This is a genomic window from Nocardia elegans NBRC 108235 (assembly GCF_001612845.1).
Classification (GTDB): Bacteria; Actinomycetota; Actinomycetes; order Mycobacteriales; family Mycobacteriaceae; genus Nocardia; species Nocardia nova.
Genome location: NZ_BDBF01000013.1, coordinates 48918 through 75748, shown reverse-complemented (window position 1 = coordinate 75748; position 26831 = coordinate 48918). Strand labels below are relative to the sequence as shown.

Annotated in this window: 25 protein-coding genes; 4 read left to right on the top strand and 21 right to left on the bottom strand. The window is 65.2% G+C overall.

The window, feature by feature from the left end; translation table 11 throughout:
* Positions 1 to 145: 145 nt before the first annotated feature.
* Both NE2_RS11120 and NE2_RS11115 read left to right on the top strand, forming a co-directional pair.
* Entirely contained in the window at positions 146 to 757 is a 612-nt protein-coding gene (locus NE2_RS11120) for a TetR/AcrR family transcriptional regulator (protein WP_063025856.1), read from the top strand.
* 560 nt (positions 758 to 1317) lie between these two features.
* Positions 1318 to 3303, top strand: coding sequence for a voltage-gated chloride channel family protein (locus NE2_RS11115; RefSeq protein WP_146165294.1), 1986 nt, complete (start codon positions 1318 to 1320; stop codon positions 3301 to 3303).
* Between the two features lie 179 nt (positions 3304 to 3482).
* On the opposite strand, the gene NE2_RS36685 is transcribed toward NE2_RS11115, so the two are convergent.
* From NE2_RS36685 to NE2_RS11065, 11 genes are all read right to left on the bottom strand, one after another.
* The gene (locus NE2_RS36685; protein WP_063909363.1) at positions 3483 to 4286 is read right to left on the bottom strand and encodes a ferritin family protein; all 804 of its coding nucleotides are present in this window, start codon (positions 4284 to 4286) and stop codon (positions 3483 to 3485) included.
* Between the two features lie 510 nt (positions 4287 to 4796).
* Complete coding sequence (locus NE2_RS11105) at positions 4797 to 6062, bottom strand: cytochrome P450 family protein (protein WP_218018588.1); 1266 nt, start codon at positions 6060 to 6062, stop codon at positions 4797 to 4799.
* Positions 6063 to 6612: 550 nt separating this feature from the next.
* Positions 6613 to 6777 carry a hypothetical protein gene (locus NE2_RS35635; protein ID WP_157110932.1) on the bottom strand — a complete coding sequence of 55 codons (165 nt, stop codon included), beginning with the start codon at positions 6775 to 6777 and terminating at the stop codon, positions 6613 to 6615.
* Complete coding sequence (locus NE2_RS11100; RefSeq protein WP_063025853.1) at positions 6767 to 7198, bottom strand: pyridoxamine 5'-phosphate oxidase family protein; 432 nt, start codon at positions 7196 to 7198, stop codon at positions 6767 to 6769. The genes NE2_RS35635 and NE2_RS11100 overlap by 11 nt, the downstream gene beginning before the upstream one ends.
* A gap of 28 nt (positions 7199 to 7226) precedes the next feature.
* Complete coding sequence (locus NE2_RS11095) at positions 7227 to 8126, bottom strand: alpha/beta fold hydrolase (RefSeq protein ID WP_063025947.1); 900 nt, start codon at positions 8124 to 8126, stop codon at positions 7227 to 7229.
* An 807-nt stretch (positions 8127 to 8933) separates the two neighbouring features.
* Positions 8934 to 10040 carry an NAD-dependent epimerase/dehydratase family protein gene (locus NE2_RS11090; RefSeq protein WP_063025852.1) on the bottom strand — a complete coding sequence of 369 codons (1107 nt, stop codon included), beginning with the start codon at positions 10038 to 10040 and terminating at the stop codon, positions 8934 to 8936.
* Between the two features lie 71 nt (positions 10041 to 10111).
* Complete coding sequence (locus tag NE2_RS11085) at positions 10112 to 11452, bottom strand: cytochrome P450 (protein ID WP_063025851.1); 1341 nt, start codon at positions 11450 to 11452, stop codon at positions 10112 to 10114.
* Positions 11449 to 12099, bottom strand: a complete 651-nt coding sequence (locus NE2_RS11080) for a hypothetical protein (RefSeq protein WP_063025850.1) — start codon at positions 12097 to 12099, stop codon at positions 11449 to 11451. Before NE2_RS11080 ends, NE2_RS11085 begins: the two co-directional genes overlap by 4 nt.
* A gap of 28 nt (positions 12100 to 12127) precedes the next feature.
* Complete coding sequence (locus NE2_RS11075) at positions 12128 to 13816, bottom strand: nitric oxide reductase activation protein NorD (protein ID WP_063025849.1); 1689 nt, start codon at positions 13814 to 13816, stop codon at positions 12128 to 12130.
* The gene (locus NE2_RS11070) at positions 13813 to 14631 is read right to left on the bottom strand and encodes a CbbQ/NirQ/NorQ/GpvN family protein (RefSeq protein WP_063025848.1); all 819 of its coding nucleotides are present in this window, start codon (positions 14629 to 14631) and stop codon (positions 13813 to 13815) included. Before NE2_RS11070 ends, NE2_RS11075 begins: the two co-directional genes overlap by 4 nt.
* Position 14632: 1 nt before the next feature.
* Positions 14633 to 15805, bottom strand: a complete 1173-nt coding sequence (locus NE2_RS11065; protein WP_063025847.1) for a spirocyclase AveC family protein — start codon at positions 15803 to 15805, stop codon at positions 14633 to 14635.
* 209 nt (positions 15806 to 16014) lie between these two features.
* Here NE2_RS11065 and NE2_RS11060 point away from each other — a divergent pair, with 209 nt between their 5' ends.
* Positions 16015 to 16641, top strand: coding sequence for a TetR/AcrR family transcriptional regulator (locus tag NE2_RS11060; RefSeq protein WP_063025846.1), 627 nt, complete (start codon positions 16015 to 16017; stop codon positions 16639 to 16641).
* A 196-nt stretch (positions 16642 to 16837) separates the two neighbouring features.
* Here the strand turns inward: NE2_RS11060 and NE2_RS11055 are convergent, their stop codons facing one another.
* From NE2_RS11055 to NE2_RS11010, 10 genes are read right to left on the bottom strand one after another with little or no spacing between them, the layout of a single operon-like run.
* Positions 16838 to 18328 (bottom strand): aldehyde dehydrogenase, encoded by a 1491-nt coding sequence (locus tag NE2_RS11055; protein ID WP_373862242.1) that lies wholly within the window; start codon positions 18326 to 18328, stop codon positions 16838 to 16840.
* Positions 18325 to 18645: a DUF4286 family protein gene (locus tag NE2_RS11050; protein WP_063025945.1), complete on the bottom strand. Its 321-nt coding sequence runs from the start codon at positions 18643 to 18645 to the stop codon at positions 18325 to 18327. Before NE2_RS11050 ends, NE2_RS11055 begins: the two co-directional genes overlap by 4 nt.
* Before the next feature lie 47 nt (positions 18646 to 18692).
* The gene (locus NE2_RS11045; RefSeq protein WP_063025845.1) at positions 18693 to 19940 is read right to left on the bottom strand and encodes a metal-dependent hydrolase family protein; all 1248 of its coding nucleotides are present in this window, start codon (positions 19938 to 19940) and stop codon (positions 18693 to 18695) included.
* The gene (locus NE2_RS11040; protein WP_063025844.1) at positions 19937 to 20266 is read right to left on the bottom strand and encodes a hypothetical protein; all 330 of its coding nucleotides are present in this window, start codon (positions 20264 to 20266) and stop codon (positions 19937 to 19939) included. Before NE2_RS11040 ends, NE2_RS11045 begins: the two co-directional genes overlap by 4 nt.
* Complete coding sequence (locus NE2_RS11035) at positions 20263 to 21537, bottom strand: aromatic ring-hydroxylating oxygenase subunit alpha (protein WP_063025843.1); 1275 nt, start codon at positions 21535 to 21537, stop codon at positions 20263 to 20265. The genes NE2_RS11040 and NE2_RS11035 overlap by 4 nt, the downstream gene beginning before the upstream one ends.
* A 22-nt stretch (positions 21538 to 21559) precedes the next feature.
* Complete coding sequence (locus tag NE2_RS11030; RefSeq protein WP_063025842.1) at positions 21560 to 22399, bottom strand: TauD/TfdA dioxygenase family protein; 840 nt, start codon at positions 22397 to 22399, stop codon at positions 21560 to 21562.
* Positions 22400 to 22446: 47 nt separating this feature from the next.
* On the bottom strand, positions 22447 to 22782 hold the full coding sequence (locus NE2_RS11025; protein ID WP_063025944.1) for a hypothetical protein: 336 nt from the start codon (positions 22780 to 22782) through the stop codon (positions 22447 to 22449).
* 5 nt (positions 22783 to 22787) lie between these two features.
* Positions 22788 to 24077, bottom strand: coding sequence for an aromatic ring-hydroxylating oxygenase subunit alpha (locus NE2_RS11020; protein WP_063025841.1), 1290 nt, complete (start codon positions 24075 to 24077; stop codon positions 22788 to 22790).
* Entirely contained in the window at positions 24074 to 24691 is a 618-nt protein-coding gene (locus tag NE2_RS11015; RefSeq protein ID WP_063025840.1) for a carboxymuconolactone decarboxylase family protein, read from the bottom strand. The genes NE2_RS11020 and NE2_RS11015 overlap by 4 nt, the downstream gene beginning before the upstream one ends.
* On the bottom strand, positions 24688 to 25485 hold the full coding sequence (locus tag NE2_RS11010; protein ID WP_084493957.1) for an SDR family NAD(P)-dependent oxidoreductase: 798 nt from the start codon (positions 25483 to 25485) through the stop codon (positions 24688 to 24690). The genes NE2_RS11015 and NE2_RS11010 overlap by 4 nt, the downstream gene beginning before the upstream one ends.
* A 266-nt stretch (positions 25486 to 25751) precedes the next feature.
* On the opposite strand from NE2_RS11010, the gene NE2_RS11005 reads away from it, so the two are divergent.
* On the top strand, positions 25752 to 26381 hold the full coding sequence (locus NE2_RS11005; RefSeq protein ID WP_063025838.1) for a TetR/AcrR family transcriptional regulator: 630 nt from the start codon (positions 25752 to 25754) through the stop codon (positions 26379 to 26381).
* Positions 26382 to 26831 lie beyond the last annotated feature (450 nt).

Sequence of the window (26831 nt, the reverse complement as noted above, 5' to 3'; positions counted from 1 at the left end):
GTCGGCGCGGAAGTCTCACGGACAAGACATGCGAACGAAGTCGACACACACGGGCGCGCCCGGCGCGACTCGCTCGTCTCACCACTATCGACTGACGTGTGGTTTTCTCACCGTCCGTCGGCCGGTGTCGTCTCATACTGAGACGATGGGCATGGACTGGCTGCTGGCCACCGATCGGCATGATCGCGCCGCCAACCACATCTACAGCGCTGCCACACACCTGATCATCAGCGCGGGGTTCGACAACCTGACCGTCGATTCCGTGGCCCGGCGAGCTCACTGTTCGCGAGCCACCGTGTACCGGCACACCGGCGGCGTCGCCCACCTGCGCGAAACCGTGCTCGCCCGGGCAGCCACCAGCATCATCGAGAAAGTCGAAGCCGCGATCGCCCGCCGCAGCGGCACCGACCGTACCTACACCGCGCTCACGGTCGCGTTATGCGAGGCCCGAGCCGAACCGGTCGTGACCGCGTTCCTGGGATCCGAGCACGGTCCCCGGGCTGTCACCGGGTTCTCCGAATCACCCACGCTGATCGCGCTGGTGGCCGACCTGCTGGGCACCGACCCCGACGACGCGCTCGTCGCGACCTGGTTCATACGAACCATGGTCTCGATGCTGCTGTGGCCGGCCCACCCCGACACCGAAACACAACTGCTGCAACGATTCCTGATCCCCAGCCTCGATGCCCCGCCGCGCGAGGCACCACCGGCGACAGCTCATATCACGAGTGTCTCCGGCGCGGCACCGTGCAAATAGTCGTAACCCGTTACGCGGACGATCCCGAATTCCGCGGCGCAGCAAGGTTTTTCGCTCACCTAGAGCGGCGCTTTCACACATGCATTCGCTACCGGATTCGGGCGGCCGAGGCGGTCACGACACAGTGGGCACCACCGTCGGCCCACCGGCAGAGGAAGATTCGATCAGCTCGCCGAGTCGCACACCTCGGTCGGCCGCGTTCCGAGCGTGAGCTGCAAACCTGGGCAGTCCAGTTGATCTATGTGGTCAACAAGGGAACTCGGCAGCGTCATGCTGTGCCAACGTCTCCGGATGTCTTTCGCTACCTCGGCAGCTCCCTGGCCGCTTACGGCCTTCTTGGACCGGGTCAGGCGATCCGGCGCACCCGGCGTGCGGAGCCGAGGCCCATGACCTAATGGTGCCGCACCCACAGCGGGCCAACGAAATTGCGAGTTATCAACCGAGACAACAAGTTCGACTTCGGGCCTAGTGTGCCGCTAGTAGTGTATACGTCCGTGCGTCGATTGATATTGGCAGTCACATGCCTGATCACGTTGGGGGCGGTCTGGTGGATCCTGTGGGTGACGCTGCTCGAGCCGACCGAGAAAAGTACCGCCAGTGGATACGGTCAGTTCGTCGTGGCCGTGGTCGTGGCGGTCTGCTCACTCGCCGTGTGGGTGGTGAGGACGTTCTGGTCGAGGACTGCCGAGCCTCTGGACCGGCTCGCTGACCGATTGGCCGCCCGCATGCACGAACGATGGACCAAGGAGGCGCACGATCGTGATCTATTGGTCGAGCCGCTGCCGATCAGGTGGCATCAAGCGGCGCTCTCTGTTGCCGTGCCTGTGGCTGCGGCAACCTCGACGCGCGGTGGGCGGCCGCGATTCGACCCTCTACCGGGCATTTCCGTCATCACCAGCACTACCTTGCAGGAGGGTGACCGTAGCACCCTGTATGACGTCTACGGCGGGCTGCCCTCCGGCCGACTGGTGATCACTGGGGATGCGGGTTCGGGCAAGAGCGCCGCCGCGATTCTCCTGCTACTCGACGCCCTGAAGTTCCGCGAGAAGTGTCACTCCGGGATTCCGGTGCCGGTGATGTTCACCTTGCACAACTGGGACCCGGAGGCCACACCGGTCAACGAATGGCTCATCCACAAACTCGCCGAGACCCTCCCGCTCCGGCGAGACGACGCGAAGAGGCTTGTCCAGGAGAGCCGAATCGCGGTGTTCCTCGATGGTCTCGATGAAATGCCTGAGCAGCTGCGTCCGATCGCGTTGAAGGCGCTGAACAAGGCCGATTTCCGCCTGGTACTGCTCAGCCGGCGTAAGGAGTTCCGCGCCGCCGTACAGCACGAGCCGCTGTTGGGTGCTGCCGTCATCGAGCTCCGATCTTTGAGACCCGCCGACGCCGCCGACTACCTACTGCGCCACGTTGTCTCCCCGCCGCCGCCGAATTGGCAGGCCGTCGCCGAAAAGCTCAACGACGATCCACGTAGCCCCCTCGCCCGAGCGCTGAACAGACCGCTCACCGTCACCCTGCTGCGCGACACCTACCCACAGATCGGAAAGGTCGACGAACTCCTCGATCGCAAGCGCTTTCCGACACCCAAGCGGATCGAGAGCCACCTTCTCGACCAGGTGCTCATCGCCGCGTACACCCGGGAACCGGGTGCCCCGAAGCCTCGATACTCCGTCCGGACCGCGGAACGAACGCTCGGCTACATCGCAGACCGCCTGAAGCAGAACGGAAGTCGTGACCTGGCGTGGTGGACCATCCGGCAATGGACCGACCACGGGATCGCTCTGTTTGCACGTGCAATGATCGTCTGGTTCGTGACCGCAATCCCCATCGGCTTCCTGCTCGGCCTTTCGTACTGGATCGCGGATGGTAGGGAGATTTGGTCCGGGCTGCCGGTTGGGCTTGCCATTGGGCTCGTGTCCGCGATTTCGACCATTCTCGAGAGTGAGATCAAACCCAAACGGGTCGTTGCTCGCTGGTGGCTGGCACCGATCACAACCACTGGATTGTTCGTGGCGCTCCCGCTCGGGCTCGGAACCGGATACGTACTTGTTTTCATCAACGACCTCGAGCCCACGCTCGTGTGGTGGCTCGTGCTCGGGACGGTGCTCTGGCTCACGCTTGGGACCGGGACTTCGTTGTTCGCATCGAACCAGGACGACAACCGCGCGCACGACCCTGTTGCCTCGTGGAGGCAAGACGCCATGGCCGGCCTCGGATTCGGGGTCATTTGCGGGTTCGGCGCGCTGACGGCAGGACTGTGCTTCGGCATGCAATTCAATCTGGGGTTGCCTGCCGTGCTCGCGGTCGGGCTCCTCGGTGGACTTGCCGCGATGCTCGCTTTACCCCCCGCAATTACCGCGTCGTGGCCAACCTTCTGTTTCCAGATCGAGCTGGCCCTACGGCACCGAACGCCGTTGCGGCTCATGCGGTTTCTGGAGGACGCCAGGGAGCGAGGCGTGTTACGCACAGTGGGACCGATTTACCAGTTTCGGCACGCCGAGCTTCAGGATCGATTGGCTGCGAACGTGAGCAAGCCCGAGTAGGCGACTGGACAGGATCAAGCCGAGACAGCCCACGGTGTCACCCGGCGGGGCGACGAAAGTTCTCGCAGTTGAGGACCAACGCGGGCGGGCAGTGGGTTATGAAACTGTTCGTGATCGGAGCCATCGGGCACTGCTAGCCACAGAATCCACCGCTGGGCCGGCGACAGCGTCCCGGCGGGTCACAGAGCATCGAGAGCCTGTTGGAAGGCTTGCTCGTGAGCCTTTTCGTCGGCCGCAATCTCTCGAAACAGGTCGGCCGCCCGGGGGTTTCCGGCCTTGTCGGCCTGGGCGGCATAGTCGGGATACATCGACTCGGCTTCGTGCTTCTCCCCTGCTATCGCGTCGGTGAGATTGGCGGCAACGTCGGAGGCCACCAGTCCGGCCGACGTCGCTTCTTCGGCGAAGTGCTCGTCGAGCTCCACCTGGGCGGTGCGGGAGAACAGCTGCGCGATCTGCGGGTTCCCCGCCTCACGAGCCTGGCGGGCATATCGGCTGTATTTCGCGAAGGCGTACGCCTCACCCTGCATGGCCGTGCGCAGGTTGGCCAGGGTCGCACCCGACGACTTCGCCGGTCCCGGCGTGATCGACGTCGCGGTGACATCGGGCCCCGCCGGAACCACGGCGCCCGCAGCGGGACCGGTGAGGGTCGCCAAGGCGATCGTGAAGTCGCGTACGTGCGCTGCTTCATCACTGGCGATCGCGGAGAACAGCTGCGCCGCCGCAGCGTCACCCGCCGCTGTCGCCTGTGCGGCGAAGCCCGGGTACATGGTCGTCGATTCAGTGGATTCGCCGGCGATCGCGTCACGCAGATTCGCCGCGGTGTCACCACCCAGACCGACCAGATCGGCCTCGCGGGTGAAATGATCCGACAGCTCGGTCTGTGCCGCGGTGCGGAATTCCTGCGCTACCCGAGGCTCGCCGCTGTGCTGGGCCTGATCCGCATAAGCCCGGTATTTCGCATGGGCGAATGCTTCCCCGTGCATCGCCGCCACGGTGTTGGTTCGGGTCGACTCGGCCGGAACGGACTGCGACTGCTGTGGCGACGCGGTCGGCTGTGGCGTACCCGAACACGCCACCACCGGCACCACACCACATCCGGCCGCACGAGCCCGAAACTTCTCGCTAGCGCCTTCTACGGGGCGCTCACCGAAATATCGCTGAGTATCGCCGAGTCCGGCCGATCTGACACACGGCCTTGCCCAAGCAGTGGAACTGGCCCACGCCCTTCTGGGTGGGCTGATCACCAGCGCTAGCCTCCTGACGCGTAAGTCGCCAGATAGTCGGTCACAACCCGCCCCCTCTTCGAGGATGACCGCGTCACCGGCCCGCGTGCGGTGGGAGCCGACATCGAAGAGGCGATTGTTCGCCTCGACGTCGAGTTCGAGGACCAGCTGCGTCGCTCTCCTGGCACCCTCACGGATGAGTGGTACATCGCTGGGAGCGAGCCGGAATGGGATTGCCGCGATGTACCACTCGTCGTGTCGACGGCCGGGTCAGGCCATGACGGAGACGCGGTCCGTGTCGGTCAAGGGCCCGGTCCGAGAATCCGTGCGTGCGGCCAGCCGGACCGGCAGGCTGGTCAAGCCGTGAATCAACAGGCTCTTTCGCCACGTCAGATCGCTGAATTCGCCGTCGAGCGACAGATCCGGGAAAGTGGCCAGCAGCCTCGAGATCGCGGTCGTGGCCTCCATTCGTGCCAGGGCGGCACCGAGACAGTGATGGATGCCGTGTCCGAAGGCGATGTGCCGGCTCTCGGGTCGTTCGAGGTCGATGCGGTCCGGCTCGGCGAACCGGGCGGGGTCGCGGTTGGCGGCGGCGAGCGAGATGAGGATGAATTCGTCCGCGTCGATGTCTCGATCGCCCAACGTGATCGGGGCGGTGGTGTACCGGGCCGTGGCCAAGTGCAGCGACCCCTGGCAGCGCAGGATCTCCTCGACGTAGGCGGGTATCGCTTCGGGGTCCGCGCGCAACCGCTCGGCGATCGCGGGCTCGCGCAGTAGCTCGAGTACCGAGTTGCCGATCAGGTTGACGGTGGTCTCATGCCCCGCTATCAGCAGCAGGAGCAGCATGGCGATGAGCTCGTGGTGGTCCAGCCGGTCCTCGTGGTCTTTCGCGATGATCAGGTGGGAGAGCAGGTCGTCGCGGGGGTCGTCGGTCCGTTCGGCGATCAACGCCGTCAGGTAGGTGAAGTATTCAACCCCGGCGGCGGCGCGCTCCTCGTTCGTGGCGGTGTCGCTGACGACCACGGCGGTCCACGAACGGAAGTCTGCCTTGTCGTCGTCGGGCACCCCGAGCAACTCGCAGATCACCGCGATCGGCAGCCGGAACGCGTAGCTGTCGATGAGGTCGACAGTCGTTCGCGCGCTGATGCCGTCGAGCAGAGTGTCGGCGATCGAGCTGATTCTCGGTTGCAGATCGCGGATGGCGGGCCCCGCGAACGCCTTCGCCACGAGGCGGCGCAGACGCGTGTGCTGTGGCGGATCGGCGAACAACATGTTGTCGTTGATGGCGGTGTTGAACATCTCGGCCGCACCGTTCTTGGCCAGCACGGCCTGGCCCTCGGGCGACCCGATGCGCTTGCTGATGGTCGGCTCCGCCAAGGCTTGCTTGGCCACGTCGTGATCGACGATCAACCAGCCGAGGACACCGTCCAATCGAATGCGATGGAGGGGGCCGCGCTCGCGCAGCGCCCGATAGGTCGCATGCGGATCCTGGTAGAACTCGTCTGTCAGTTCGAGGATCTCCATCTCGGCTGTCACCGGCCACCACCGGCCGGCGAAACCATGGCCGAGCTCGAACATAGGTAATGCACTGTCCCTCAATCCTTTCGACGAACATTCTGACTTGCGACCGATGCGGTCCGGAACGAGTAATCGGTCAGGGGTGCATCGGTGAGAGGTCGAGCAGTTTCGATCGGGTGAAACAGGGAGGCCCCGGCCACGGATTAGCCATGGCTACCGTCCAGTAAACATCCGAGTGCCCGAGTGGCTTTCGCGTGAACATCGCATCGAAATGCACTGCTCGCACGCCAGGGCTGTTCGGAAGTCGTTGAAGCGGAGTCTTATTCGGAACCAGAGAGCGAAACAGATGGTAGCTCGGCGTCATCGGCGAACGCCTCCGTGCCGCTCCCTTCGATCAGCACGGTGTGATCACGACTTCGTGGCGAAACATCACGACGTCCGCGGTCCCCGGCGTTCGACACGGTGGACGACGGTGGTATGCGGGCGTCGGCGAATTGGGCGGCGATAGTTCAGTCGGACAGCTTGATTCGCTTGGCAGGGTTCTCCAGTGCCGCGACCGCTTCCTCGGTCAGGCGGCGGACGATATCGCCCGCGCCGCGCAGTCGTTGATCAGGCCGACGGCCTGTCCGGCGGCACGATTCATGTGGCCGGCCACCGAATTCTCGCGCGTCGCCTGCGCCGTCGCCGAGTCGATCTCCGGGCTGGACGCCCGAACAGTGCTGTCAGAGATCACCCGAGTAGTCCTGGCTGATCCAGCGGTCGGGGCGGATGGTGAACAGTACGGAGTCGTTGCCGTCCATCCGGTCCGCGAAGGCGCGGCCCTCCTCGGGACCGAGATAGCGGCTGGCGATGCTCACCCGCGCGTCCCGGGGCGAGGGGGTGACGGCCTCGACGACCGTGCCCTCGACGATGACGTACTGATAGGGCAACTCTTCGCGCTGCACCGTCAGTGTCACCACGCCGGCTTCACGCACCAGCCTGGCCTTGCGGCGTGCCGCGCCGGTGTTGATGCGAATATTGCCGCCCGGGGTGTAGTCGTACCAGATCGGTGCGGTGGCGGGCGGACGCCCGTCGGTAGCGGCGACCGACAGCACTCCGATGTGCTTGCCCGCCAGGAACTCTTGACGCTCGGCTTCCGAGAAAGGTTTCGGCATAAGACGTCGAACGGACCGGGTTGCGCCGTTATTCCGGTCGAACGCGCGAATCCCACTGGGCGAGGACGGTCCGCAAGGTCGCCACCAGCGCAAGCGGCTGATCCATCATCGGGTGATGACCGGCCTCGGCCAATTCGACCACCGTCGCGGGTCGCCCGAACAGGCTCGCGATCTGCAGCGCCCGCTCCCGCGCCACCACACCGCGTTCGCACCGGATGTAGAGCACGGATGCCTCCACGGCCCGCAGCGAGCCGAGGGGTGGGATACGCCCGTCCTCGAGGCGTTTGCGCAACATCTCGGGATCGAACTTCCAGCCCCACCCGGCACCGCTGTCTCGCACCGATTCCTCCGCCACGTGCCGCGCGACGTAAGGAAGCAGAACCGCCTGGTCCGGGACGGTTCGAAACCGACCACAGATCTCATCCCGCGTCGGGTACGTCTTCGGCCGGTGGAGCAACTGCCGGACGATGGACTCTTCCGACGGCTCCTGAAACGGAGAATCGATGACGACCAGACCCGCGAGCGATTCCCGATGCCGAGCAGCCGCCACGGCGCTCACTCGCCCACCCATGCTGTGCCCGACGACGTACGGCCGTCCGGCTATCCCGCCGGCCTCGGCAGCGGCCATCACCTCGTCCGCCCAGCCCTCGATCGGATATCGGGATCGCACGGCGCTGTCACCGTGACCGGACAAATCCAGCGCCACCACACGATGCGTACCCGCCAACAGCGGAGCGATGTGGTCCCACCAGCCCGAATGCGCCGATCCGCCGTGCACCAGCACCACACCGGCCGTCCCCGCCCGGCCCCAGCACCGCAAATGAACGACACCGCCCCCGACGTCGACCTCACGATGTTCGGGCAGTTCCGCAATGGCCTGCGTAAACCATCCCGGTGCGGCGACACCCGCCCCCATCGTCACAACCATCGCCGCCTCCTTCGCCCGGGCCCGCTCCTCGGACCATATCGGCAGGTGTACGTAGCGGTGGCGCCACCGATGGCGCAACAAGGGTTTTGCTCGATCCCGAGCACCATATCCCGACATGTCCGAGACAGATCGGCGCTGACATGCGAACGCTGAGGGAGCGATCCCGAGCCGCAGAAACAGCAAGCTCCGACAGTTTGTCCTACAACTCAACTTCTCTGCGCAGCAGTACAATTCGGAAACCGAACCAGCAGCGCGGCGTCGAACGCCGCCACCGCCCGGTCTGGCAGGCCGCGCGAGCGAAATTGACGCCTGGGCGACGCCACAAACGTTCCGCCGAGTGGTCAGCACGGTGGTCGACAACGCCTGTGGTGCCCCCCGAGTGGTCCGCGCGGAAGAGGTTCGATGCACCGAAGGAACCATGGGACGAGCCCACCAGCCATGGGACGGTTCCACCCTTGCGAAGTTCGTAGGCAGCATTCTGCGCGTTGACCCGCAACATCCAGCGCCGTGAGGCGCTGTTCAACCGAGTGGAGGTGGAAGACCTGCACCATGCGGTCGTCGCAGCGGCCGGATGAAACTGGGGGCAGCCCGATCCGGGAGACGACGGTGGGGGTGGCAAGCAGCCCCGACAACGACGGGACGGCTTGGTACTGCCAGACCGATCGGGTCCGGCAAGCAAGACGGGAAGGTGCACGCGAGGAATGAGCGGCCGAACGCTTCTCGAGTCGAAACACCAGCACCAATCCGGCGGATATGAGCTGGTCGCAGGCCATCCAGCGATTAGCGGGCGGATCGAGAGACCGAGGGTCATGCCGATTCTGGATACGGGTTCCCGAACATGGTCGTGACAGCGTTCCAGGGATCAGCAAATGTTCGGTGCTTTCCGAGGTAAGGCGACGTTCGGCGCAGCCAGGCACGCGCCAGGGGCGCCGCGGCGCGGAGCAGGGGTCGGTACCGGCCGGCTTTCACACGAATTTCCTCGAGCATGCCGGGCCAGGAGTGCTGCTGGAATGCGAGGACCTGCTGGGACCGCTCGGTGTCGACCCAGTCTGTGGTGAACCAGTGCTCGTCGTTGTCCGGGTCGCCGACTATGCCGTCGGGGAACACATCGCGTAAACCGAGTGCGGCGGTGACGGAGCTGACGACGTCGTGCTGGCGTTGCCGATGTGAGGAGTCTCCGGCTATCAGGAAGACTTCCCGTGTCGCAGGCGTAGTCAGCGCGGATTCGAACGCAGCGGCGACGTCGCGGACATCCACGGTCTGGATCCGGCCGTCCGCCGGCAGTGCAGCCTCGAAACGGAGCATGTCGGTGTTGATGGCGAGTCCACCGCTGACGGACAGCACCCCACCAAGTCTCAAGACGATCCATTCCAGTGATGATGTGATCAACAATCTTTCCGTTTCTCCCTTCTGCGTCCCGTAGACGTCGATCGGCCGGATCGGGGTATCGGGTGCGAGCACAGCGTCAGTCCGATGTGGGTTCCGCGGACCGTAGACGGCGATACTGGAGGCTTGCACAAATCGCGGCGGGGCGGGCGACTTCTCGGCAGCGCGCACCAGCGCGGCGGTCGCGCCGACATTCACCGCCTCGGCCAGATCGGGGTAGCGGTAGCACAGCGGCGGGATGATCGCTGCAAGGTGCACGACATCTGTCGGCGCGATAGTGGTGATCAGCTCATCCACCTGTTCCGGGTCGGTCAGGTCGGCCCAGTGAACGCGCAGCCTGGTGTCGGCGATTCCGCGGGCCACGCGACGGTTCCTAGGATTATCCAGGTCGGTGGCCACAACCTCGCGGCCGGTATCGAGCAGCCGTCGTACGGTCGCCGTGCCGACGAGCCCGAACGCCCCGGTCACCAGCACTGGGCCGGTTCGGGACCCGTTCGAATTCTCTGCTGTCCGGATGGATGGGGCCATGATGGATGTTGCTTTCTACTCGGTGGGTGAGGGGTCCATGTTCGGGCACCGGTCGATAGTCGGTGGACCGGTTACGGGATGCTTTCGGCCGAGGCGGCGAGGCGCTGTTCATCGCACATGCGTTGCAGTGTGTCGAGGGTGTCGTCGAGTCCGGCTCCGAGACGTCGCCCCGGGGTGAAGGTGGCGGGAAGTTTGCGCATTCCCTGGATGATCCCGATGGTTTCGTAGTGCACCGTGCCGGCTGGGTCGCAGGTGTAGTCGGGCATGCGGTCGAGCACGGCGATGAGCATGCGTTTGAAAACGACTCGAGCGACGTTGGATCCGATGCAGCGGTGAATTCCGAGGCCGAAGCTGAAGTGGCGGTTGCGCTTTCGGTCGAGAACGACGGAGTGTGGATCGGCGAATACGGTGGCGTCGCGGTTGGCCATCGCCCAGGAGAGCCACAGCCGTTCTCCTTCTGCGAGTTGCTGTCCCGCGATCTCGCAGTCGGCCGAGACGGTTCGGCCGTCGCCCGGTGCCGGGGTGAAATAGCGCAGGAACTCTTCGGTGGCCGAGTCGAGGAGCAGGTCTCGCTGGCTGCTCAGGGTTTCGCGGTCGGATGGGTGCTGGGACAGCCATTCCAACGAGTGCGCCGTCAGTGCCGTGGTCGTGTCGAATCCGCCACCGATGAGCAGCGCGAGAATGCCCAGCAGGTCGAGATCGTCGGGTTTGTCGCCGTCGATGCGCATGGTGGCCAGCGCGTGGATCAGCCCCGGGCGCGGGTGCTCCCTGATCTCGTTGAGATTTGCCAGCAAGTCCATGCCCATGTCCATGTTCATTTTCGTGACTCGCGGCATGTCCGGTGAGTCGGGTGGGGTGTAGACCGAGGCGTGGGCGGGTCCGTTGTAGACGGACCATTTGGCCAGCGGGATGCCGAGCATGGCGAGGGTGAGAACCGCGGGCACGATGTTGGCGAGGTCGTCGACGAAATCGATGCGTCCGGATTCGATCTTCTCGTCCAGGCAGGCGCGGATCAGTTCGTCGATGAACGGCAGCCATCGGTTCACGGCGCTGGGCGAGAGATATGGGTTGAGTACCGCCCGGAACAGCCGGTGCTCGGGATCGTCCATTTCAAGGATGCCGCTGCGCATGGGAATGGCTTGCGTGCCGGAGGGGATCGTGATGCCCTGGTAGCCACGGCGTTGTCCGTGGACGTCGCGGTCGTTGGACACATGGGGGCAGCGAGCCAGTTCGAAGACTTCGCGGTTCCCGGCAGCAACCCAGTGCCCGCCGTAGGTATCCGTCCATGCCAGCGGACAGCGGGCGTGCATGTCTTCGGTGATGGCCCGGAACTGGAATCGGTATTCGGGTGTATGCCGGTCGAAATGGTAGCGGGCACGATCGGCTTGTGCCGCAGCCTGTTCGGTGTTCACTGTCGTGTCCTCTCCGGCGGCGGTTGCAGCATCGCTCGCCAGTCGTTGCGGATCCGGCCTCTTGCGGCGGACACCGACCGCGCCGGGCCGACGGCACGGAACGACTCGATACCCGAGATCGGGGCGTCATCGACCACTCCCGCGCGGCCCGCGGCGAGAGCGTGGGCCCGAGTTTTGAATGCCAGCGCGGCAAGGCTCGCCTGATGCTGCGCCGGTTCGGTCTGCCCCTCGAGATCGGGGTCATGGACATCGCCCCACAGCGTCGTCTCGGGGTAGCCGGTGCCGAGGCACCTGTTGATCCAGCGGCGTACCGCGTCGTCGAAGGTTCGCTCGTCGCCGATGACCGCCAGTTGTTGCGGTGTGGCATCGTGCGAGGAGGCAGGCACCGTCGCGAGGTCGACAACTGCGGCGCCGAGTACGCGTAGTGGCACCGGATCGTGTGGATGAGCGATCAGGACCGAGACATCACATCCGGCCATGGCGCGGTCGAACAGCCAGCCCCCGGCGAGATCCACCACGTCGTCCACATGGTGAGCCACGACCACCAACCACCCTCGCAGACTGTGCTGGTGCGCACGAGCGATCGCGTCCACCGCGGCGGTCACTCCCTGTACGCGGCCGGCGGGCTCGAGTGGCATCACATCCATCGACTCGTCCTTTCGTCGGGTTGCCGCGTCACATGCGCGCCGGCTTCGGTGCTCTGAGCTCTCGCAAGGAAGCCAGGAACAGGTCGTCCATGCGGGGGCTCAGCTCGGCGAGAGTGGCGGCATTGGCGTAGCCGGCGGAGCCGAAGACGCGTTCGAGCGCCTCGGTGTCGGTGCCCGCGCCCAGAGACAGACACAGGCACCCGACACCGTCGCCGCGGAGTTCTTCGAGCGCCTTGTAGGCATCGGCTTCGGCGTAGCGGCCTTCGTAGCCGTCGTCGTAGGGGAACCCGTCCGACAGCACGAGCAACAATCGATTGCGCGTTCCCGCTTGGGATTTGAGGATCTCGCCTGCACCCCGGATACCGGCGCCGAGACGCGTGTAACTGGAAGGCTGGAGCTGGTTCAGCCGGGCTCGCCCGAGCGCGCTGAAACGCTGCCCGAACGTTTTTATCGCCGGGAGATGCACCGCGTGGCGGCCCTGCGATCGAAACGCGTACACCGCGACGCGGTCGCCGAGTTCTTCGAGGGTGACCGCGAGCGTGGCGGCCGCGCGGCGCTGGTGGTCGTGGACGGCGAGACCGTCGGGGTCGGTATCGGTAGCCGATCCGGAGGCGTCCAGGAGGATCAGGACACCGAGATCGCGTTCGAGTTTGCGGTGCTCGCGGTAGACGTTTTCGGGAGGCGAGTGGCCCGAGCGCAGATCGACGAACAGGTCGATCAGCGCCTCCAAGTCGAGTTCGTCTCCGTCGGGGCGGCCGCGAAGAGCCTTGGGGCCCAAGCCGACCCGGGCCAGGCGCCGCAGCAGCACATCGTCGGCCAGGACACCGGCGGCCGCGATGTCGGCGTCGGCGGTGAAGGGGAAGTCGATCACCCGGCACCACTCGGGACGGTAGCGCTGGTGGTGGACATCCCATTCCGGATACAGGGCCCCGCCCACGCCGACGGCGGCACCGGGCTTGCCGTCGTCGGTGAAATGGATCCGCGCGGGCAGCGGCCGCGCCTGGACCCCGACCATGCGGGCACGACGTACCGCTCGGACAGGCGCCTCGGCACCGGCCGGCCCGTCCCCGGCCGACCTCGTACTCCCCGACTGTTTACGGAAGAAGTCCATGAGGGTACGCGAACTGAACAGCGGATTCTCGAACAGCTTCGCGATCTTGCTTTCCCCGGACTGCTCGACGTCACCGTCGGCCTCTTCCTCCGGGATGTCGAGGGGATCGAACTCCAGGCGGAGTTCACGGTCGGTGGGCCGCCCACCCGCTCCGGCCACCGGCGCCAGCAGACGGGAGGGTTTGATGACGCCGAACCAATCCGGCGGATCGGCGACCGCACCTCGACCTCTGGCCACCGCCAGTGACTCGTCGGGCGTGGACGTCAGCGGGCGGCCACCGAGATCCGACTCCGCAACGAGCGGAAACCGGTCGGCGAGATCCCCGAGAACGCGGCGGCCTTCCAGAGCCAGATAGCGGCGAGCGACCGCCGGACGCGCCCGCAACGACTTCACGACGGATTGATCAAGGCTGCCCGCACCGAGCAACGCGGCTTGGACCACCACCTCTCGACGCTGGTCGCTCGGCGTGCGCGCCCGGACGAAGACGGTCTGACCGTTGGTATGTGCCGCCGCATCGGCAGGCGCCGGCGCGATCTCGACCGCCCGGCCGGCGAGATAGGTGGCCAGCAACCGGAACCGGTCGAGGTCGTTCGGGTCGGCTGTCATGATCGAGGCAGGACGGCGTCGACGAGTTCACCGAGAGCACGGACGATCTCGTGATCGTCGGACAGCGCTTGTACGATGGCCGATTGGACGGCACTGCGCAGGCTGAGCCCCTCGGCCACCAGACCGCCGGCGAGGACCAGCATTCGAGTGGACGACACCTCCCGCAGCGGCGAACCGTCCAGGTTGCGGATGGCGTTGCCCAACGTGACCAGCGTCCGGGCCGTACCCGCGTCGATCCCGGCCTCGTGAGCGACCACCTCGGTCTCGATCTCGGCGGGCGGGAATCCGAGTTCGATCGCGACGAACCGCTGGCGCGTCGACTCCTTGAGGTTCTTCAGCACGCTCTGATAGCCGGGGTTGTAGGAGATCACCAGTTGGAAGCCCGGTGCCGCCGACAACGTGGTGCCGAGCCGGTCGACCGGAAGTTCACGGCGGTGATCGGCGAGCGGATGGATCACCACCGTGGTGTCCTGACGCGCCTCCACCACTTCGTCCAGGTAGAAGATGGCGCCCGAGCGCACTGCCCGCGTCAACGGACCGTCCACCCACACCGTCTCGCCGCCCTTCAGCAGGAAGCGGCCGACGAGATCCGCCGACGTCATATCCTCATGACCGGCCACGGTGATCAGTTCCCGGTCCAGCCCGGCCGCCATGGCCTCCACGAACCGGGTCTTGCCACATCCGGTGGGGCCCTTCAGCAGTACGGGCAGGCCGCGGCGCGCCGCGGCGCCGAAGACCTCCACCTCGTCACCGACCGCCTTGTAGAACGGCGGGGCCTCGGTGCCGGTACGCACGACATGGTTGTCGGTCAGCATCTCAATTTCCCCGATCGAATGGAATGGTTTTCGGAAGCTCGGTGCCGGGCGGTAGCACCAGCCGGCCCTGCGGATCGATATAGCCACTGTCTTTTCCGGGTATCGGGAGCGCCGGGTCGGGGCACAACCGGCCGGTCCCTTCACCACAGATACCCATATCGAAATACGAGCGCTTCTGGATATCCTCGGGCCAGGACTCGGCGTGCATGCCGAACCACTGCGCAGGAATGTTGTAGAACACGAAGAAGAAGATGCTGCACGCCGCGAAGATGGCCAGGAAGCGCGTGAACTGCTGCTTCACGAACCCGCCCTGGATGCGCTCCAACCCGCGTTCCACGAATGTCCGGCCACGGTCGTCGGTGAAATAACGCAGCGCGCACAGCCCCGCCTGCACTCCACCCCACATCAACCCCTCATACAACGGCCACTGATAGTAGGTACCGGCGTTGATCGACAGCGACTTGATCGCACCGGGGTAGGTGAACAGCCCCATCGGCATCAGGAACAGTCCCTCGATGACGAAGTCGAAGATGAACGTCCATACGATCAGCACGCCGATCAACCCGTAATTGTTGAGCCGCGGCCACTGCTTCTTCGCACGGCGCATGATCCAGCAGCCCAATATCGTGCACAGCAGCACACCGTAGGAATATCCCGGCGCGTTCATCAGAATGGGCTCGGCCATCATGCGACCGGGTTCTCCGTAGGAATGCCAGCCCGGGACGTACTGGACCCACGAGCCCATATTCCACATCCAGGTGTTATAGGTACTCCACGTATTGAAGTAGTTCAGGAGCGGATCCTGAAACCACAACAATCCGCAGGCCACCAATAACATGCCGTCCAGCGTGATGCGACGTTCCCGCCGCCACGGCCGGATGATGAAGTAATAGATCCCGACCGGGAGACCGACAATGATCACCGCCGTCCACGTGATCAGAATCGCCTTCATGAACGTCGGCGGGTCACTCGGCCCCTTGGGCACCCGCTCGAAATACGGGCCGGTCACCCACCGAATCCACACATACAGCTGAAAGGCCAGGATCACACCGCCGATCACAGCCCAGATCCGGACCGGCTTGCCCCGGGACCGAACCTGGGAGCCCAGTGCGATCGCCTCAGGGACGGGTTCCGTGACAAGGGGGTTGGTCTTGCTGTCGGACGGTCCGCTCATGACACCGTCTCCTTTTCGATCGTCGCGTTGCAGCGCTCACGCCTCCGGCCGTAGCGCATACGCAAGGCCGCAGCGAGGGTCGACGTCCTGGAAGCCAGAGCGTCTCGTCGGCGGGGAGATCGCCTCGGCGTGGCCGCCGACCCAGCCAATATACCAGTGGGTATCTAAGAATCCAATGGGTTTCCCGGAGACTGAGTAGACTGATCCGCATGGTGGAACGGTGGACTGTGGAGCGACGCCTCGAGCACACTCGATCTCTCCTGCTGGATGCCGCCGAGGCGGTATTCGCCGAAAAGGGCTTCATGTCGGCGACACTCGACGACATCGCCCGCACCGCCGGCTACACGAAAGGCGCCATCTACAAGCACTTCACCGCAAAGGAAGACCTCTTCCTGGCAGTGAACGAGCGCTACTGGCGCCGCTACTTCGACACCTTCGCCGACGTGATCGCCGCGGCGACCGAGGTCGGCGCCCATGAACTCGACGAGATCGCGCAGCGGTGGCGCCAACTCAGCAACGAACGCGGGGCCGCGCAAGCAGCGCTCGGGTATGAGTTCACCCTGTACCTGCTACGCAACCCCGACGTACGCGAGCGAGTCGCCGACAGACGACAACAAGTGGCGCAAGCGCTGGCGACCTTCGTCGCCGAGGGGCTCGACCGAATCGGCGCCACCTTGTCGATCCCCGCACTGACATTCGCGAACATACTCATCGCCACCACCGACGCGGTCGAACTCGGCAGCCAACTCGACAACCTCGACCTCTACCGACCGATCCTCGAAATGTATGTCTCGGCAATCAAACTGCCCGCCGAGCAACCCGCGACGGCGGACTGAGACCGCGAGACACCTGTCAGCACACGGCCACTGCGGACCGGTCTCCGCAAGCCGGGCTCCTTCGGGCAGGACCAGCTTCCCGTCGGTGTCGATGAATCCGGATCGCTTGGTCGGTACCGCCGGCACAGGGTCGGGGCACGGCATATCCGCGCCGTCGCCACAGATATCCCCGTTGAATCACCAGCGTGGCACATGGTCAGAGGCTCGGTGCGGTGGATATCGATTTGGTTTCGATGAAACTGTCGAGGCCTTCGCGCCCGAACTCACGGCCGATGCCGCTGGCCTTGACTCCGCCGAAAGGCGCGGCCGGGTCCATGCTGTAAGGCTGGTTGATTCCCAGTGTGCCGCTGCGGATTCGATGGCTGACGGCGGTAGCGCGGTCGATGTCGGGTGTCCAGATCGAGCCGGAGAGGCCGTAGTCGGAGGCGTTGGCGAGTTCGATCGCTTCGTCGTCGTCTCGGTAGGGAATCGCGCAGAGCACGGGACCGAAGATCTCCTCCTGCGCGATGCACATCGAATTGTCGACATCGGCGAACAAGGTAGGCCGGACGTACCAGCCGCGATCGATACCGGAGGGCAAGTCGGAACCACCGGCCACCAGTCGTGCGCCTTCGTGTCGGCCCTTGTCGATGTACTCGCGAACGCGTCGTTGCTGGCGCTCGGCGACCATCGGCCCGACCTGGGTTGCGGGATTCCCCGGGTCGCCCACCACGAGCGAATCGACCATGTCGGCCAATGCATCGACGAATTCGTGAAACCGGTTCCGCGGTAACAGGATTCGAGTCTGCGCGACGCACGCCTGTCCCCCGTTCATCAGGCCGGCCACGGCTATACCGGCAGCGACCGCTTCGGGATCGGCGTCATCGAGTACGACGGCCGCGGATTTACCGCCGAGTTCGAGACTGACCTTGCGCAATGCGGCTCCGCAGGCCGCGGCTACCTGACGGCCGGCGGCTGTCGAGCCGGTGAACGACACCTTGTCGACCCCCGGATGCGCCACCAGATAGCTGCCGGTCTCGCGATCTCCGGGCAGGATGCTGACCACGCCGGGGGGCAACTCGAGTTCGGTGAGCAGTTCGGCGAGGATATAAGCGTCCAGCGGTGTCTCGGGGGCGGGTTTGAGCACGACGGTGCACCCTGCCAGCAATGCCGGGATCAGCTTCACCACTGTCGTGAACATCGGCATGTTCCATGGCACGATAGCGGCCACCACTCCAACGGGCTCTCGGCGCACGGTGACGTCGGCGCCGAGCAGCCCGGGCCTGGTTTCGTCCCAGGGATGTTCGGTTGCGAGGTCGGCGAACGCGCTGATCAAGGCGCCGGGCAGTCGCGCCTGAGCGGAGCGGGAGAAGGTGATCGGCGCCCCCATTTCGGCGGTGATGAGCTCGGCGATCTCCTCGCGCCGGGTCTCGTATCGCGCGGCCAGCCGACGGACGACCGCGATGCGTTCGGACGGGTCCAGGCATGGCCACGGGCCGTGATCGAATGCCGCCCGTGCGGCCGCGACCGCGCGGTCGACGTCCGCGGGGGACGCGGCCGGCACGGCGGAGATCGGCTGCTCGGTGTGCGGGGAGATCACCTCGATCATCTCGGCACCCGCGGGCGCGACCCAGTCACCACCGATGAACAGCTGATGTCGTGCAGGCATGGTCACCTCGTAGCATCGTTCTCTGCAGCCGCGAATCAGGCTGTGTGCGTGATGATTTCGCGATAGAGCCGGACGGTCGGCGGCGGATCGGTCTGCACCCCGACCGGGGTGGAGAAGGTGCCGGATTTGCTCGCTGCGGCCAATTGCGCCTGGACGGAAGTGATGTCGTCGGCCTCGATTTCGTAGACGGCGAGATAGACGTTCTCACCGTCCACGGGTGCGAACCGGCGGGCGGCGACCACTCCGTCGAGACTGAGCATCTCCTGCATATGCGTTCCCTCGTACCACTGGTGGTACGCGGCGGCTTGCTCGTCGGAGGCGGGACGGGTTTCGACGTAGAGAATTCCCTTGGGCATTGTTGTCTCCTTGATCAGGAAAATGCGAGTGCGAGAGACCATTGAGGTCAGGCGTGTTTGACGATGCGGCCGTCCTTCATGACGAACCGCACGTCCTGCAACACGGTGATGTCGGCGGTCGGATCGCCAGGGACGGCGATGATGTCGGCGAGCAGTCCGGGTGCGAGGCGGCCGCGGTCGTCGGCGTCGATGAGTTCGGCGCTGGTGACGGTGGCCGCGCGCAATGCCTGGGCCGGTGTCATCCCGCGATCGACCAGTGCCCACAGTTCCTTGGCGTTGTCTCCGTGCGGGACCGCGGGCGCGTCGGTGCCGCAGGCGATCTTCACCCCGGCCGCGATCGCCTTGCGCAGTGTTTCCCGAGCACGGGGGAACACCTCGGCCGCCTTCTTCTGCAGTGCGGGAGCGGCTTTGGAGACATCCAGTCCTTCGGACAGATAACTGGTGGGCACCAGGAAGGTGCCGTGTTCGACCATCATCGCGATGGTGTCGTCACTGGCGAGCGATCCGTGTTCGATGCAGTCGACACCGGCCTGGATGCAGGCGCGGATTCCGGCGTCGCCGTGTGCGTGCGCCGCGACCTTGATCCCGGCTCGGTGCGCCTCGTCCACGATGGCGGCCAGTTCCTCGTCCGAGTACTGCTGTGCGCCGGCTACGGTGCCGTGCGACATCACTCCGCCGGAGGCTGAGATCTTGATGACGCCGGCGCCGTATTTGATTTGGTAGCGCACGGATTCGCGCACCTGCGGCACGCCGTTGGCGCGGCCCTCTTCCACGCTGACCGGCATGATGTGCGGGGCCAGCCGCTGGAACATGGTGGGATCGAGGTGTCCACCGGTCGGAGTGATGGCGTGCCCGGCCGAGACGATGCGCGGCCCTTCGACCCACCCCTGGTCGATGGCACGGCCCAGATCGACGTCGAGCAGGTAGCCGCCGGTCTTGACCATCAGACCGAGATTGCGGACGGTGGTGAACCCGGCGTGCAGGGTGGTGCGAGCGTTGATCGTCGCGCGCAGGGTCCGGTAGACCGGGTCGTCCTGGACCCCGTGCAGGGGATTGGGCAGGCCGGACGGATTGTCGGGACCGCCGATGAGGAGGTTGATCTCCATATCCATCAGCCCCGGCAGCAGCGTGAGGTCACCGAGATCGACGACCCGAGCCCCCGGGGATAGCTGTGGCGGATCGATCGCGGTGATCGTGTTGCCCTCCACCGCGACAGCGGCAGGAGAGTGCACCTCACCCGTCTCCACGTCGACCCGGCGCGCCGCCCGCAGGAGCACGCTCTCGCCGGTGCTCACGGGACCGGCTCGATCACGCAGTCCAGTGCTGCCGCACCGGTATCGGGAATCTTCGGCTGACTCCACACTTCGACGGGGAACGACACCGTGATCATGGAATACAGCAGATACAACAGGTTCTGCACCTCGTCGGGGAGGTCGTCGAGCGGGAAGGTGTCGCAATAGGTCAGCACGTCCTCGGCGCGCGCGGTGATCGCATCGTAGAACCGCTGCATATCATCCATCGTGCTCGCCAGCCGCTGGGCGTATCGTTCGCGTTCGCTGGGCAGGCACCAGGTCGGCGCATACGGTTCGAGATCGGCGAATTCGCTCGGCAACAGCGTCATCGCGGTGCCACCTCCGCTCGTTCCCGGCAGTAGTCGGTGACCCAGTCGCCGGCGACCTTGTGCAGGTGGCGCAGCAGGATCTCCTGATCGTTGAGCGGAAAACTCGTGACCGCGCGGGATTCCAGCATGATCTGGGTCGCTTCCAGGGTGCTGCTGTCCTGCAGCCCGTATTCCTTGAAAGTCACCGCCGCCATCTCGTGGGCGACGCGTTCGCGCGCTGTGCGCGCCGGTGGGAAATACAGGTTGCCTTCGAAGATATGGGTGTTGTGGGAGGTGGGCCAGTAGTGATAGGTCAGATACCAGCCTCCCGACCAGATCAGGATCACGAAGTTCGGCCACAGCTGGAACGAATCGAGTCCCCACGGATCGCAGCCGGCGGGATTCAGCCCGGCGGGCATCGGCCCGAGATCCGGTGTGTCCCACGGCCCGAACAGGCCGCTGCGGGTGATGTCCTCCATGGGCTTGCGCATTTCGGGATCCAGTTCCCAGGTGACCACTCCCGAGGTGCTGACCAGCCGATGCGGTCCGTCGAGCTGATAGTGCGGCGCCTCGAAGCCGGCCTGCTGGGCGGCGACGGAGAAGTTGTCCGGCGTCTGTTTACCGTGCAGCACAGGAGCGTGGTAGAACTCCTGGAACGCGTCCATGTACAGCTTCCAGTTGGCTCCCACCTCGGACCGGTAGCAGAACCGCTCGGTGAGCTTGTCGAACGGATAGCCGTCCAATCCGGTGATCAGCGGGCCGAGGAACTCGCGCAGCGTCTGCCGCGGTTGCGGGGCGAGATTGACGAAGATGAACCCGGACCAGACCTCACAGTGCACGCGTGCGAGTCCGAGTGCGCTCTTGTCCAGGTCGAAAAATTCCTCTTCCTGCTGAACGAAATTCAGTGCGCCGTCGAGTCCGTAGCGCCAGCCGTGGTATTTGCAGGTGAACTGCCGGCACGTGCCCGCGACCTCCTCGCGCGGTAGTTCGTTCCACACCAGTTTGTTTCCGCGATGGCGGCAGATGTTGTGGAAGGCGTTGATCTGCCCGTCGCGGTCGCGCACCACGATGACCGAGGTGTGGGCGGCGGCGATCTCCTTGGTGAAGTAGCTTCCGGTGCGTGGCAGCTGTTCCACGCGACCGACATTGAGCCAGGCGCGTTTGAAGATAGCTTCGCGCTCGAGTTCGAAGAACTCCGGCGAGATCGAGTCCTCGTAGGACATGGGCGTGGTGCCGAGTTCGGGATAGTGCTGGGTCCAGCTGCCCTCGGCGGGCTTGGGCCATCGCGGCATGGTGTGCTCCTGGAAACGGTTGTCAGCGGATGGGCTCGTCACCGAGGATGGTGGTGCGCAACATTTCTCGCGGCGATCCGGTGTCGTAGGGCGTCGCGCGGTGGATGACGCCACGGTTGTCCCAGATCACGGTGTCACCGACCGACCACTCGTGGCGGTAGACCCGTTCCGGTGCCGTGCAGCGGTCCAGAAGGTCGTCGAGCAACTGCCTGCTCTCCACCGGATCCATCCCGACGACATGGTCGGTCGAGGCGCCGAGCACCAGGGATTTGCGACCCGTCTTGTGGGTCCAGATCAGTGGATGCTCCTTCGACGGCCGGCGGCGCCAAGCGGCCAGCTGCTCCGGGGTGGGATCCGGGGTGACGAGGCGCTGGGACGCCTCCAGCGAATGGACCACCCGCAGCGCCGCCAGCTGTTCCCGCTCGGTCGCGCTCAAATTGTCGAAAGCCTTGTAGGTGGACGCGAATTCGGTGTCCCCACCGGAGGCGGCCACGGCCTCGGCCGACAGCATGGTGGCCATCTGCGGGTAGGCGTCGTCCTGCGGTGTGCAGCCGTCGATGTGCCAGTCGAAGGTGGCGCGCAGATAACTCGCGGAGGAGTTCTTGCCGGTGTCGAGGCTGACCCGGTAGATGCCCTCGACCGGGTGGTGGCCGGGTTCGGTGTCGATCGGCCCCAGCTTGCGGCAGAACGCCACCTGTGTCTCCGGATCCAGGTGCAGATCGCGGAAGACCAGGACGCCATGGGTTTCCAGGGCATCCAGGACGGCGGCGGCCACGGTGTCGTCGGTGAGCAGCTGTTCGCGGTCCACACCGGAGATCTGCGCTCCTACGTCGTGGCCGAGCGTGTCGATAGTGATCGTCATATCGGATTTCCTTCCGCTTCGCGCCGAATACGGCTGCGAGACAGGGATTACGGCATGGGTTCGGCGATGCGGGTAAGGATGGCGTCGGCACAGTCGGTGGGTGTGGGTTGCTGGAAGATCTCCACCGCCATGGCGACCATCACCATCGAATAGATCAGCCGCAGTAGGTTCAGCGCATCGTCGGGCAGTTCGTCGAACGGGAATTTGTCGCAATAGGCTATGGCCTCATCGAGCCGGGGCAGGAAGGCGTCGTGGAAGGTGACCAGTTCCGGCATGGGTGTTGCCATCCGGCGGGCCCAGCGTTCGGATTCGGTTGCCAGACACCAGGTGTGCGCGAATCGCTCGAGTTCGGCGAATTCGGAGGGCAGCAGGTTCTCGGCCATCTGGATCACGCCTTCACCGGTTCGCGCCGGTACGCCTCGACCCAGTCGGCGACCGCCTTGTGGAAGTGGCGCACCAGAATCTCCTGGTCGTTCACCGGGAATTCGGTCAAACCCGCTGTGCGGTAAGCGGATTCCAGCGCTGTCTGCGTGCCGGTGAGCATGCCGGCGTCCTGCAGGGCGAATTCCTTGAAAACGACGGAGGCGACTTCGTGTTCGATGCGTTCGCGGACCGTGCGGGCCGGCTGGAAGCAGAGCATGCCCTCGAACCGATGTGTGTTGTAGGAGGTCGGCCAATACCGGTAGAGCAGATACCAGCCGCGATAGATCAGGATTTCGATATTCGGGAAGATCTGGAAGTTGTCGATACCCCACGGATCGACACGTCCCGGATTCAACCCCGGCGGCATATCCCCCAATTCCGGCGATTCCCACGGTCCGACCAGGCCGCTGCGCGTGATGCGCTCGATCGGATACATGTATTCGGGCGGGAGCGTCCAGCGGCGCGGGCCGCCGGTGGACACCACCCGGTGCGGGCCGTCGATCTGGAAATGGGCGCATTCGAAACCCTTCCCGGTACGAACCGCGCCCGGGATCTGCTGCGGGTGCAGGCCGGGGACGTGGTAGTACTCCTGGAAGGCGTCGGCGAACAATTTCCAGTTGCTGTTGTTGTCGGCGCTGAACTCGTACCACTCGGTCATCGCGTCGAACGGGTAGCCGTCGAGCGCGGTGATCATGGGGCCGAGGAATTCACGCAGGGTCTGGCGCGGTTCCGGATCGAGGTTGACGAAGACGAAGCCGTTCCAGATGTCACAGCGCACCCGGGCCAATCCGCGGTCCGCTCGGTCCAGGTCGAAAAATTCTTCTTCCTGCTGAACGAAATTCAGTGCGCCGTCGAGTCCGTAGCGCCAGCCGTGGTATTTGCAGGTGAACTGCCGACACGTGCCCGCAACCTCCTCGCGCGGTAGTTCGTTCCACACCAGCTTGTTTCCACGATGGCGGCAGATGTTGTGGAAGGCACGGATCGAGCCGTCGCGATCGCGCACGACGATGATCGACGTGCGGGCGATGTCGATTTCCTTGGTGAAGAAGCTGCCGGTGCGCGGAAGTTGTTCCACCCGGCCGACATTGAGCCAGGCGCGTTTGAAGATCGCCTCGCGTTCGAGTTCGAAGAACTCCGGGGATACCGAATCCTCGAACGAGACGGCCGCGGTGCCGAGTTCGGGATAGTGCTCGGTCCAGCTGCCCTCGGGCGGCTTGGGCCATCGGCGGGGTGTGGACTGCTCACGCTCGCTCACGGCTGTTCCTCCTTCTGCGGCGGTGTCGGTGCGGCCCGGTCCATGCCCGGGTCCAGTGGCAGGTCGACGCTGTTGAACACCAGCGCCAGGCAGAGATAAGACCCGGCCACGAACAGGATTTCGAGTAATTGCCGGGCATCGAAGTGCGCCGCGAGACCGGACCAGGTGGCGTCGGTGACGCGGTACCGGTCGAGCAGTTCGTCGGCAGCGGTGAGCAGGAGTCGTTCCACCGGCGACCACAGCGGATGCTCCGGACCGTCGGCGACGGCCGCGACGTGGTCCGTGCCGATCCCGCACCCGGCCCCGATCCGCACGTGCTGGGCCCATTCGTAGGCCGAGTCCGTGCGCCGCGCGATCCGGAGTATCAGCAGTTCGCGCCAGCGCGCGTCGAGTGCGGACTGTTCGAGCAGCACTCCGTTGTAGGCGAGCCAGGCGGCGGCCAATTCGGTGTGGTGGCCCAGGATTCCGAGCACGTTCGGCATCGGCGGCGCGTCGGGCCGGCCGGACAGATAGCGGTCGGCCAGCCGTACGTGACCGCGCAGCATGCTCCGGGCCCGCTCGTCCCACTGGTCGGCCGGCAGCGGTGCCAGCCGCGGTGGCGAGGTGGTGGTCATATGACGGACCCGCCGTTCACGCCCAGCACTTGCCCGGTGATGTACCCGGCCTGCTCGGAACACAAGAACAGGCACGCCGCGGCGATATCGTCGCCGGTGCCGAGATGTCCGACCGGGATGGCCTTGGCCATGGTCGCGTTGTCGGGCAGATGTCCGGCTGCCTGCGACTGCCGTGACATCGGGGTATCGATTCCCGAAGGCGGAATGGTGTTGACGGTGATGCCGCGAGCCGCGTACTCGCGCGCCAGGGCCTTCGTCATCGCGACGACGGCGCCCTTGGACGCGGTGTAGTGGACCATGCCCGGCGAGCCACGTTGCGCACTGGATGACGAGATTGTCACGATGCGCCCCCATCCGCCGGTGACCATATCCGTGATCGCAGCCTGTACGCAGTGGAAGGTCCCGGTGAGGTTCACTCCCAGTACCCGGTGCCACTCCTGCTCCGAGATCTCGGTGAACGGCGCGAAGCCCACCGCACCGGCACTGGTGACCAGGATTTCGACCGGGCCGAATTGCGCTCGCACCGCGCTCAACGCCTTCTCGACCGCGACGCGATCGGTCACGTCGACCTCACCCGCGATCACGTCACCGCCGGCGGAGCGTAACTCCTCGGCCGTGCGCGCGGCCGCGGCGCCATCGATGTCGAGAATCGCCGTTCGGTAGCCCTCGACGGCGAAGGCGCGGCAGATATCCAGCCCCATCCCGGAGGCCCCGCCGGTCACGACTGCGACACGTCCGGTCCCACGCGGTCGGGCTTCCGGTCGGCTTCGGCCGGACGTCGGGGTGCTTGTCATTCTGCGCGCTCCTCTACCCGCGACGGTTCGTCCGTCGGTCAGGTCCCGACTCTCCGGGGCAAACCCGGTGATGTTAATCGATCGATTAATTAATCGGTCGATTAAGGTATACGACACGACGTCCCGCCTGTCAACAGCCATACGTCGCAGGAACTTTCACCGACGGCGGGTCATCAGCGGATCGCGGTCGCCGTACACTGATCACACCGACGGTCGACCACCGCGGCACAATCGCGGCCCACATGGGGTTCAGAGGAGGCCATCAGATGAAGCCGGGCCGCCACGCGGACCCAGAGAACTCCCCGACGCGAGCGGCGTTGCTCGACGCCGCAGAGCAACTCATGCTCGAGGACGGATACGCCGGGGTGAGTATCCGTCGGCTGGCGGCCCGCGCCGGCGCCAACTCGGCATTGGTCTACTACTACTTCGGCAATATGGACAATCTGTTCGTCGAACTCTTCCGGCGCGGCGCCGACCGCAGTTACCAGCGCCAGATCGACGCCCTGAATTCGCCGCAGCCGCTGTGGGCACTCTGGGAGGCGATTCACGATCAGTCCCAGACCGCGCTGACCATGGAGTTCATCGCCCTGGCCAATCATCGCAAAGCGATTCGCGCCGAAATCTCGGAGTCCTCCAAGCGATTTCGGAAGCTACAACTCGATTCGGTATCGAAAATCCTGACCGAGTATCGCTTCGAGTCCGATACCTATACTCCCGGCGCGATAATCCTTTTGATGTCCAGCATCTCGAGATTTCTGCGAATGGAGGAAGCCTTCGACGTACATCTCGGCCACCGTGACGTAACCGAGCTCATCGAGAACTTGCTTCACGACCTCGAGGGCGAACGCCGCCCCGCCACGGACGGTGGGAGACGCAGTGCACGTGAGCCCCATTGACGAAGAGCGGGCGATGACGGAGCGACGCGGCGGCACGATCCGCGGCGAAGTCCAGGTTTCCACCGCGGATCGGATCGGCGGAAGATAGAGACCCGCCAGTTACTACCCACGCAAACGCGGCGCCGGCTCGCGCGCGAACAGGGCTCAGGAAGCGGCGCTGACCATACCCTGGCGTGGAAGGTTAGGGGTTCAGCCGGCGTCGACGTAGTTGCCGACTGCTTCACCCGACGGAATCGGCAACATCGACCACGTCACGCGGTCGGCGCGAACTCGCGGGCCGCAGCAGCTAGAACTAGCTGCTGCACCCGCGCGGACGGCTCTGCCCGGCGAGTCGATCGGCCAACCACTGGGCGGCTTCGTCGAAACCACGCAAGGTCGCTGCATGACCGAAAAATCCGATCTGCGGGTGCAGCGGCGGCGTCTCCACCTTGTCGGAATACGCGATCATTT

Coding starts and splice junctions, on each gene's coding strand:
- NE2_RS11050 (WP_063025945.1), bottom strand. CDS start 18,645: ATGCCCAAGGGAATTCTCTACGTCGAAACCCGTCCCGCCTCCGACGAG.
- NE2_RS11040 (WP_063025844.1), bottom strand. CDS start 20,266: ATGACGCTGTTGCCGAGCGAATTCGCCGATCTCGAACCGTATGCGCCG.
- NE2_RS11070 (WP_063025848.1), bottom strand. CDS start 14,631: ATGCTGACCGACAACCATGTCGTGCGTACCGGCACCGAGGCCCCGCCG.
- NE2_RS11060 (WP_063025846.1), top strand. CDS start 16,015: ATGGTGGAACGGTGGACTGTGGAGCGACGCCTCGAGCACACTCGATCT.
- NE2_RS11075 (WP_063025849.1), bottom strand. CDS start 13,816: ATGACAGCCGACCCGAACGACCTCGACCGGTTCCGGTTGCTGGCCACC.
- NE2_RS11090 (WP_063025852.1), bottom strand. CDS start 10,040: ATGGCCCCATCCATCCGGACAGCAGAGAATTCGAACGGGTCCCGAACC.
- NE2_RS11065 (WP_063025847.1), bottom strand. CDS start 15,805: ATGAGCGGACCGTCCGACAGCAAGACCAACCCCCTTGTCACGGAACCC.
- NE2_RS11030 (WP_063025842.1), bottom strand. CDS start 22,399: ATGACGATCACTATCGACACGCTCGGCCACGACGTAGGAGCGCAGATC.
- NE2_RS11035 (WP_063025843.1), bottom strand. CDS start 21,537: ATGCCGCGATGGCCCAAGCCCGCCGAGGGCAGCTGGACCCAGCACTAT.
- NE2_RS11015 (WP_063025840.1), bottom strand. CDS start 24,691: ATGACCACCACCTCGCCACCGCGGCTGGCACCGCTGCCGGCCGACCAG.
- NE2_RS11025 (WP_063025944.1), bottom strand. CDS start 22,782: ATGGCCGAGAACCTGCTGCCCTCCGAATTCGCCGAACTCGAGCGATTC.
- NE2_RS11120 (WP_063025856.1), top strand. CDS start 146: ATGGGCATGGACTGGCTGCTGGCCACCGATCGGCATGATCGCGCCGCC.
- NE2_RS11095 (WP_063025947.1), bottom strand. CDS start 8,126: ATGGTTGTGACGATGGGGGCGGGTGTCGCCGCACCGGGATGGTTTACG.
- NE2_RS11100 (WP_063025853.1), bottom strand. CDS start 7,198: ATGCCGAAACCTTTCTCGGAAGCCGAGCGTCAAGAGTTCCTGGCGGGC.
- NE2_RS11080 (WP_063025850.1), bottom strand. CDS start 12,099: ATGGATGTGATGCCACTCGAGCCCGCCGGCCGCGTACAGGGAGTGACC.
- NE2_RS36685 (WP_063909363.1), bottom strand. CDS start 4,286: ATGCACGGGGAAGCATTCGCCCATGCGAAATACCGGGCTTATGCGGAT.
- NE2_RS11005 (WP_063025838.1), top strand. CDS start 25,752: ATGAAGCCGGGCCGCCACGCGGACCCAGAGAACTCCCCGACGCGAGCG.
- NE2_RS11010 (WP_084493957.1), bottom strand. CDS start 25,485: ATGACAAGCACCCCGACGTCCGGCCGAAGCCGACCGGAAGCCCGACCG.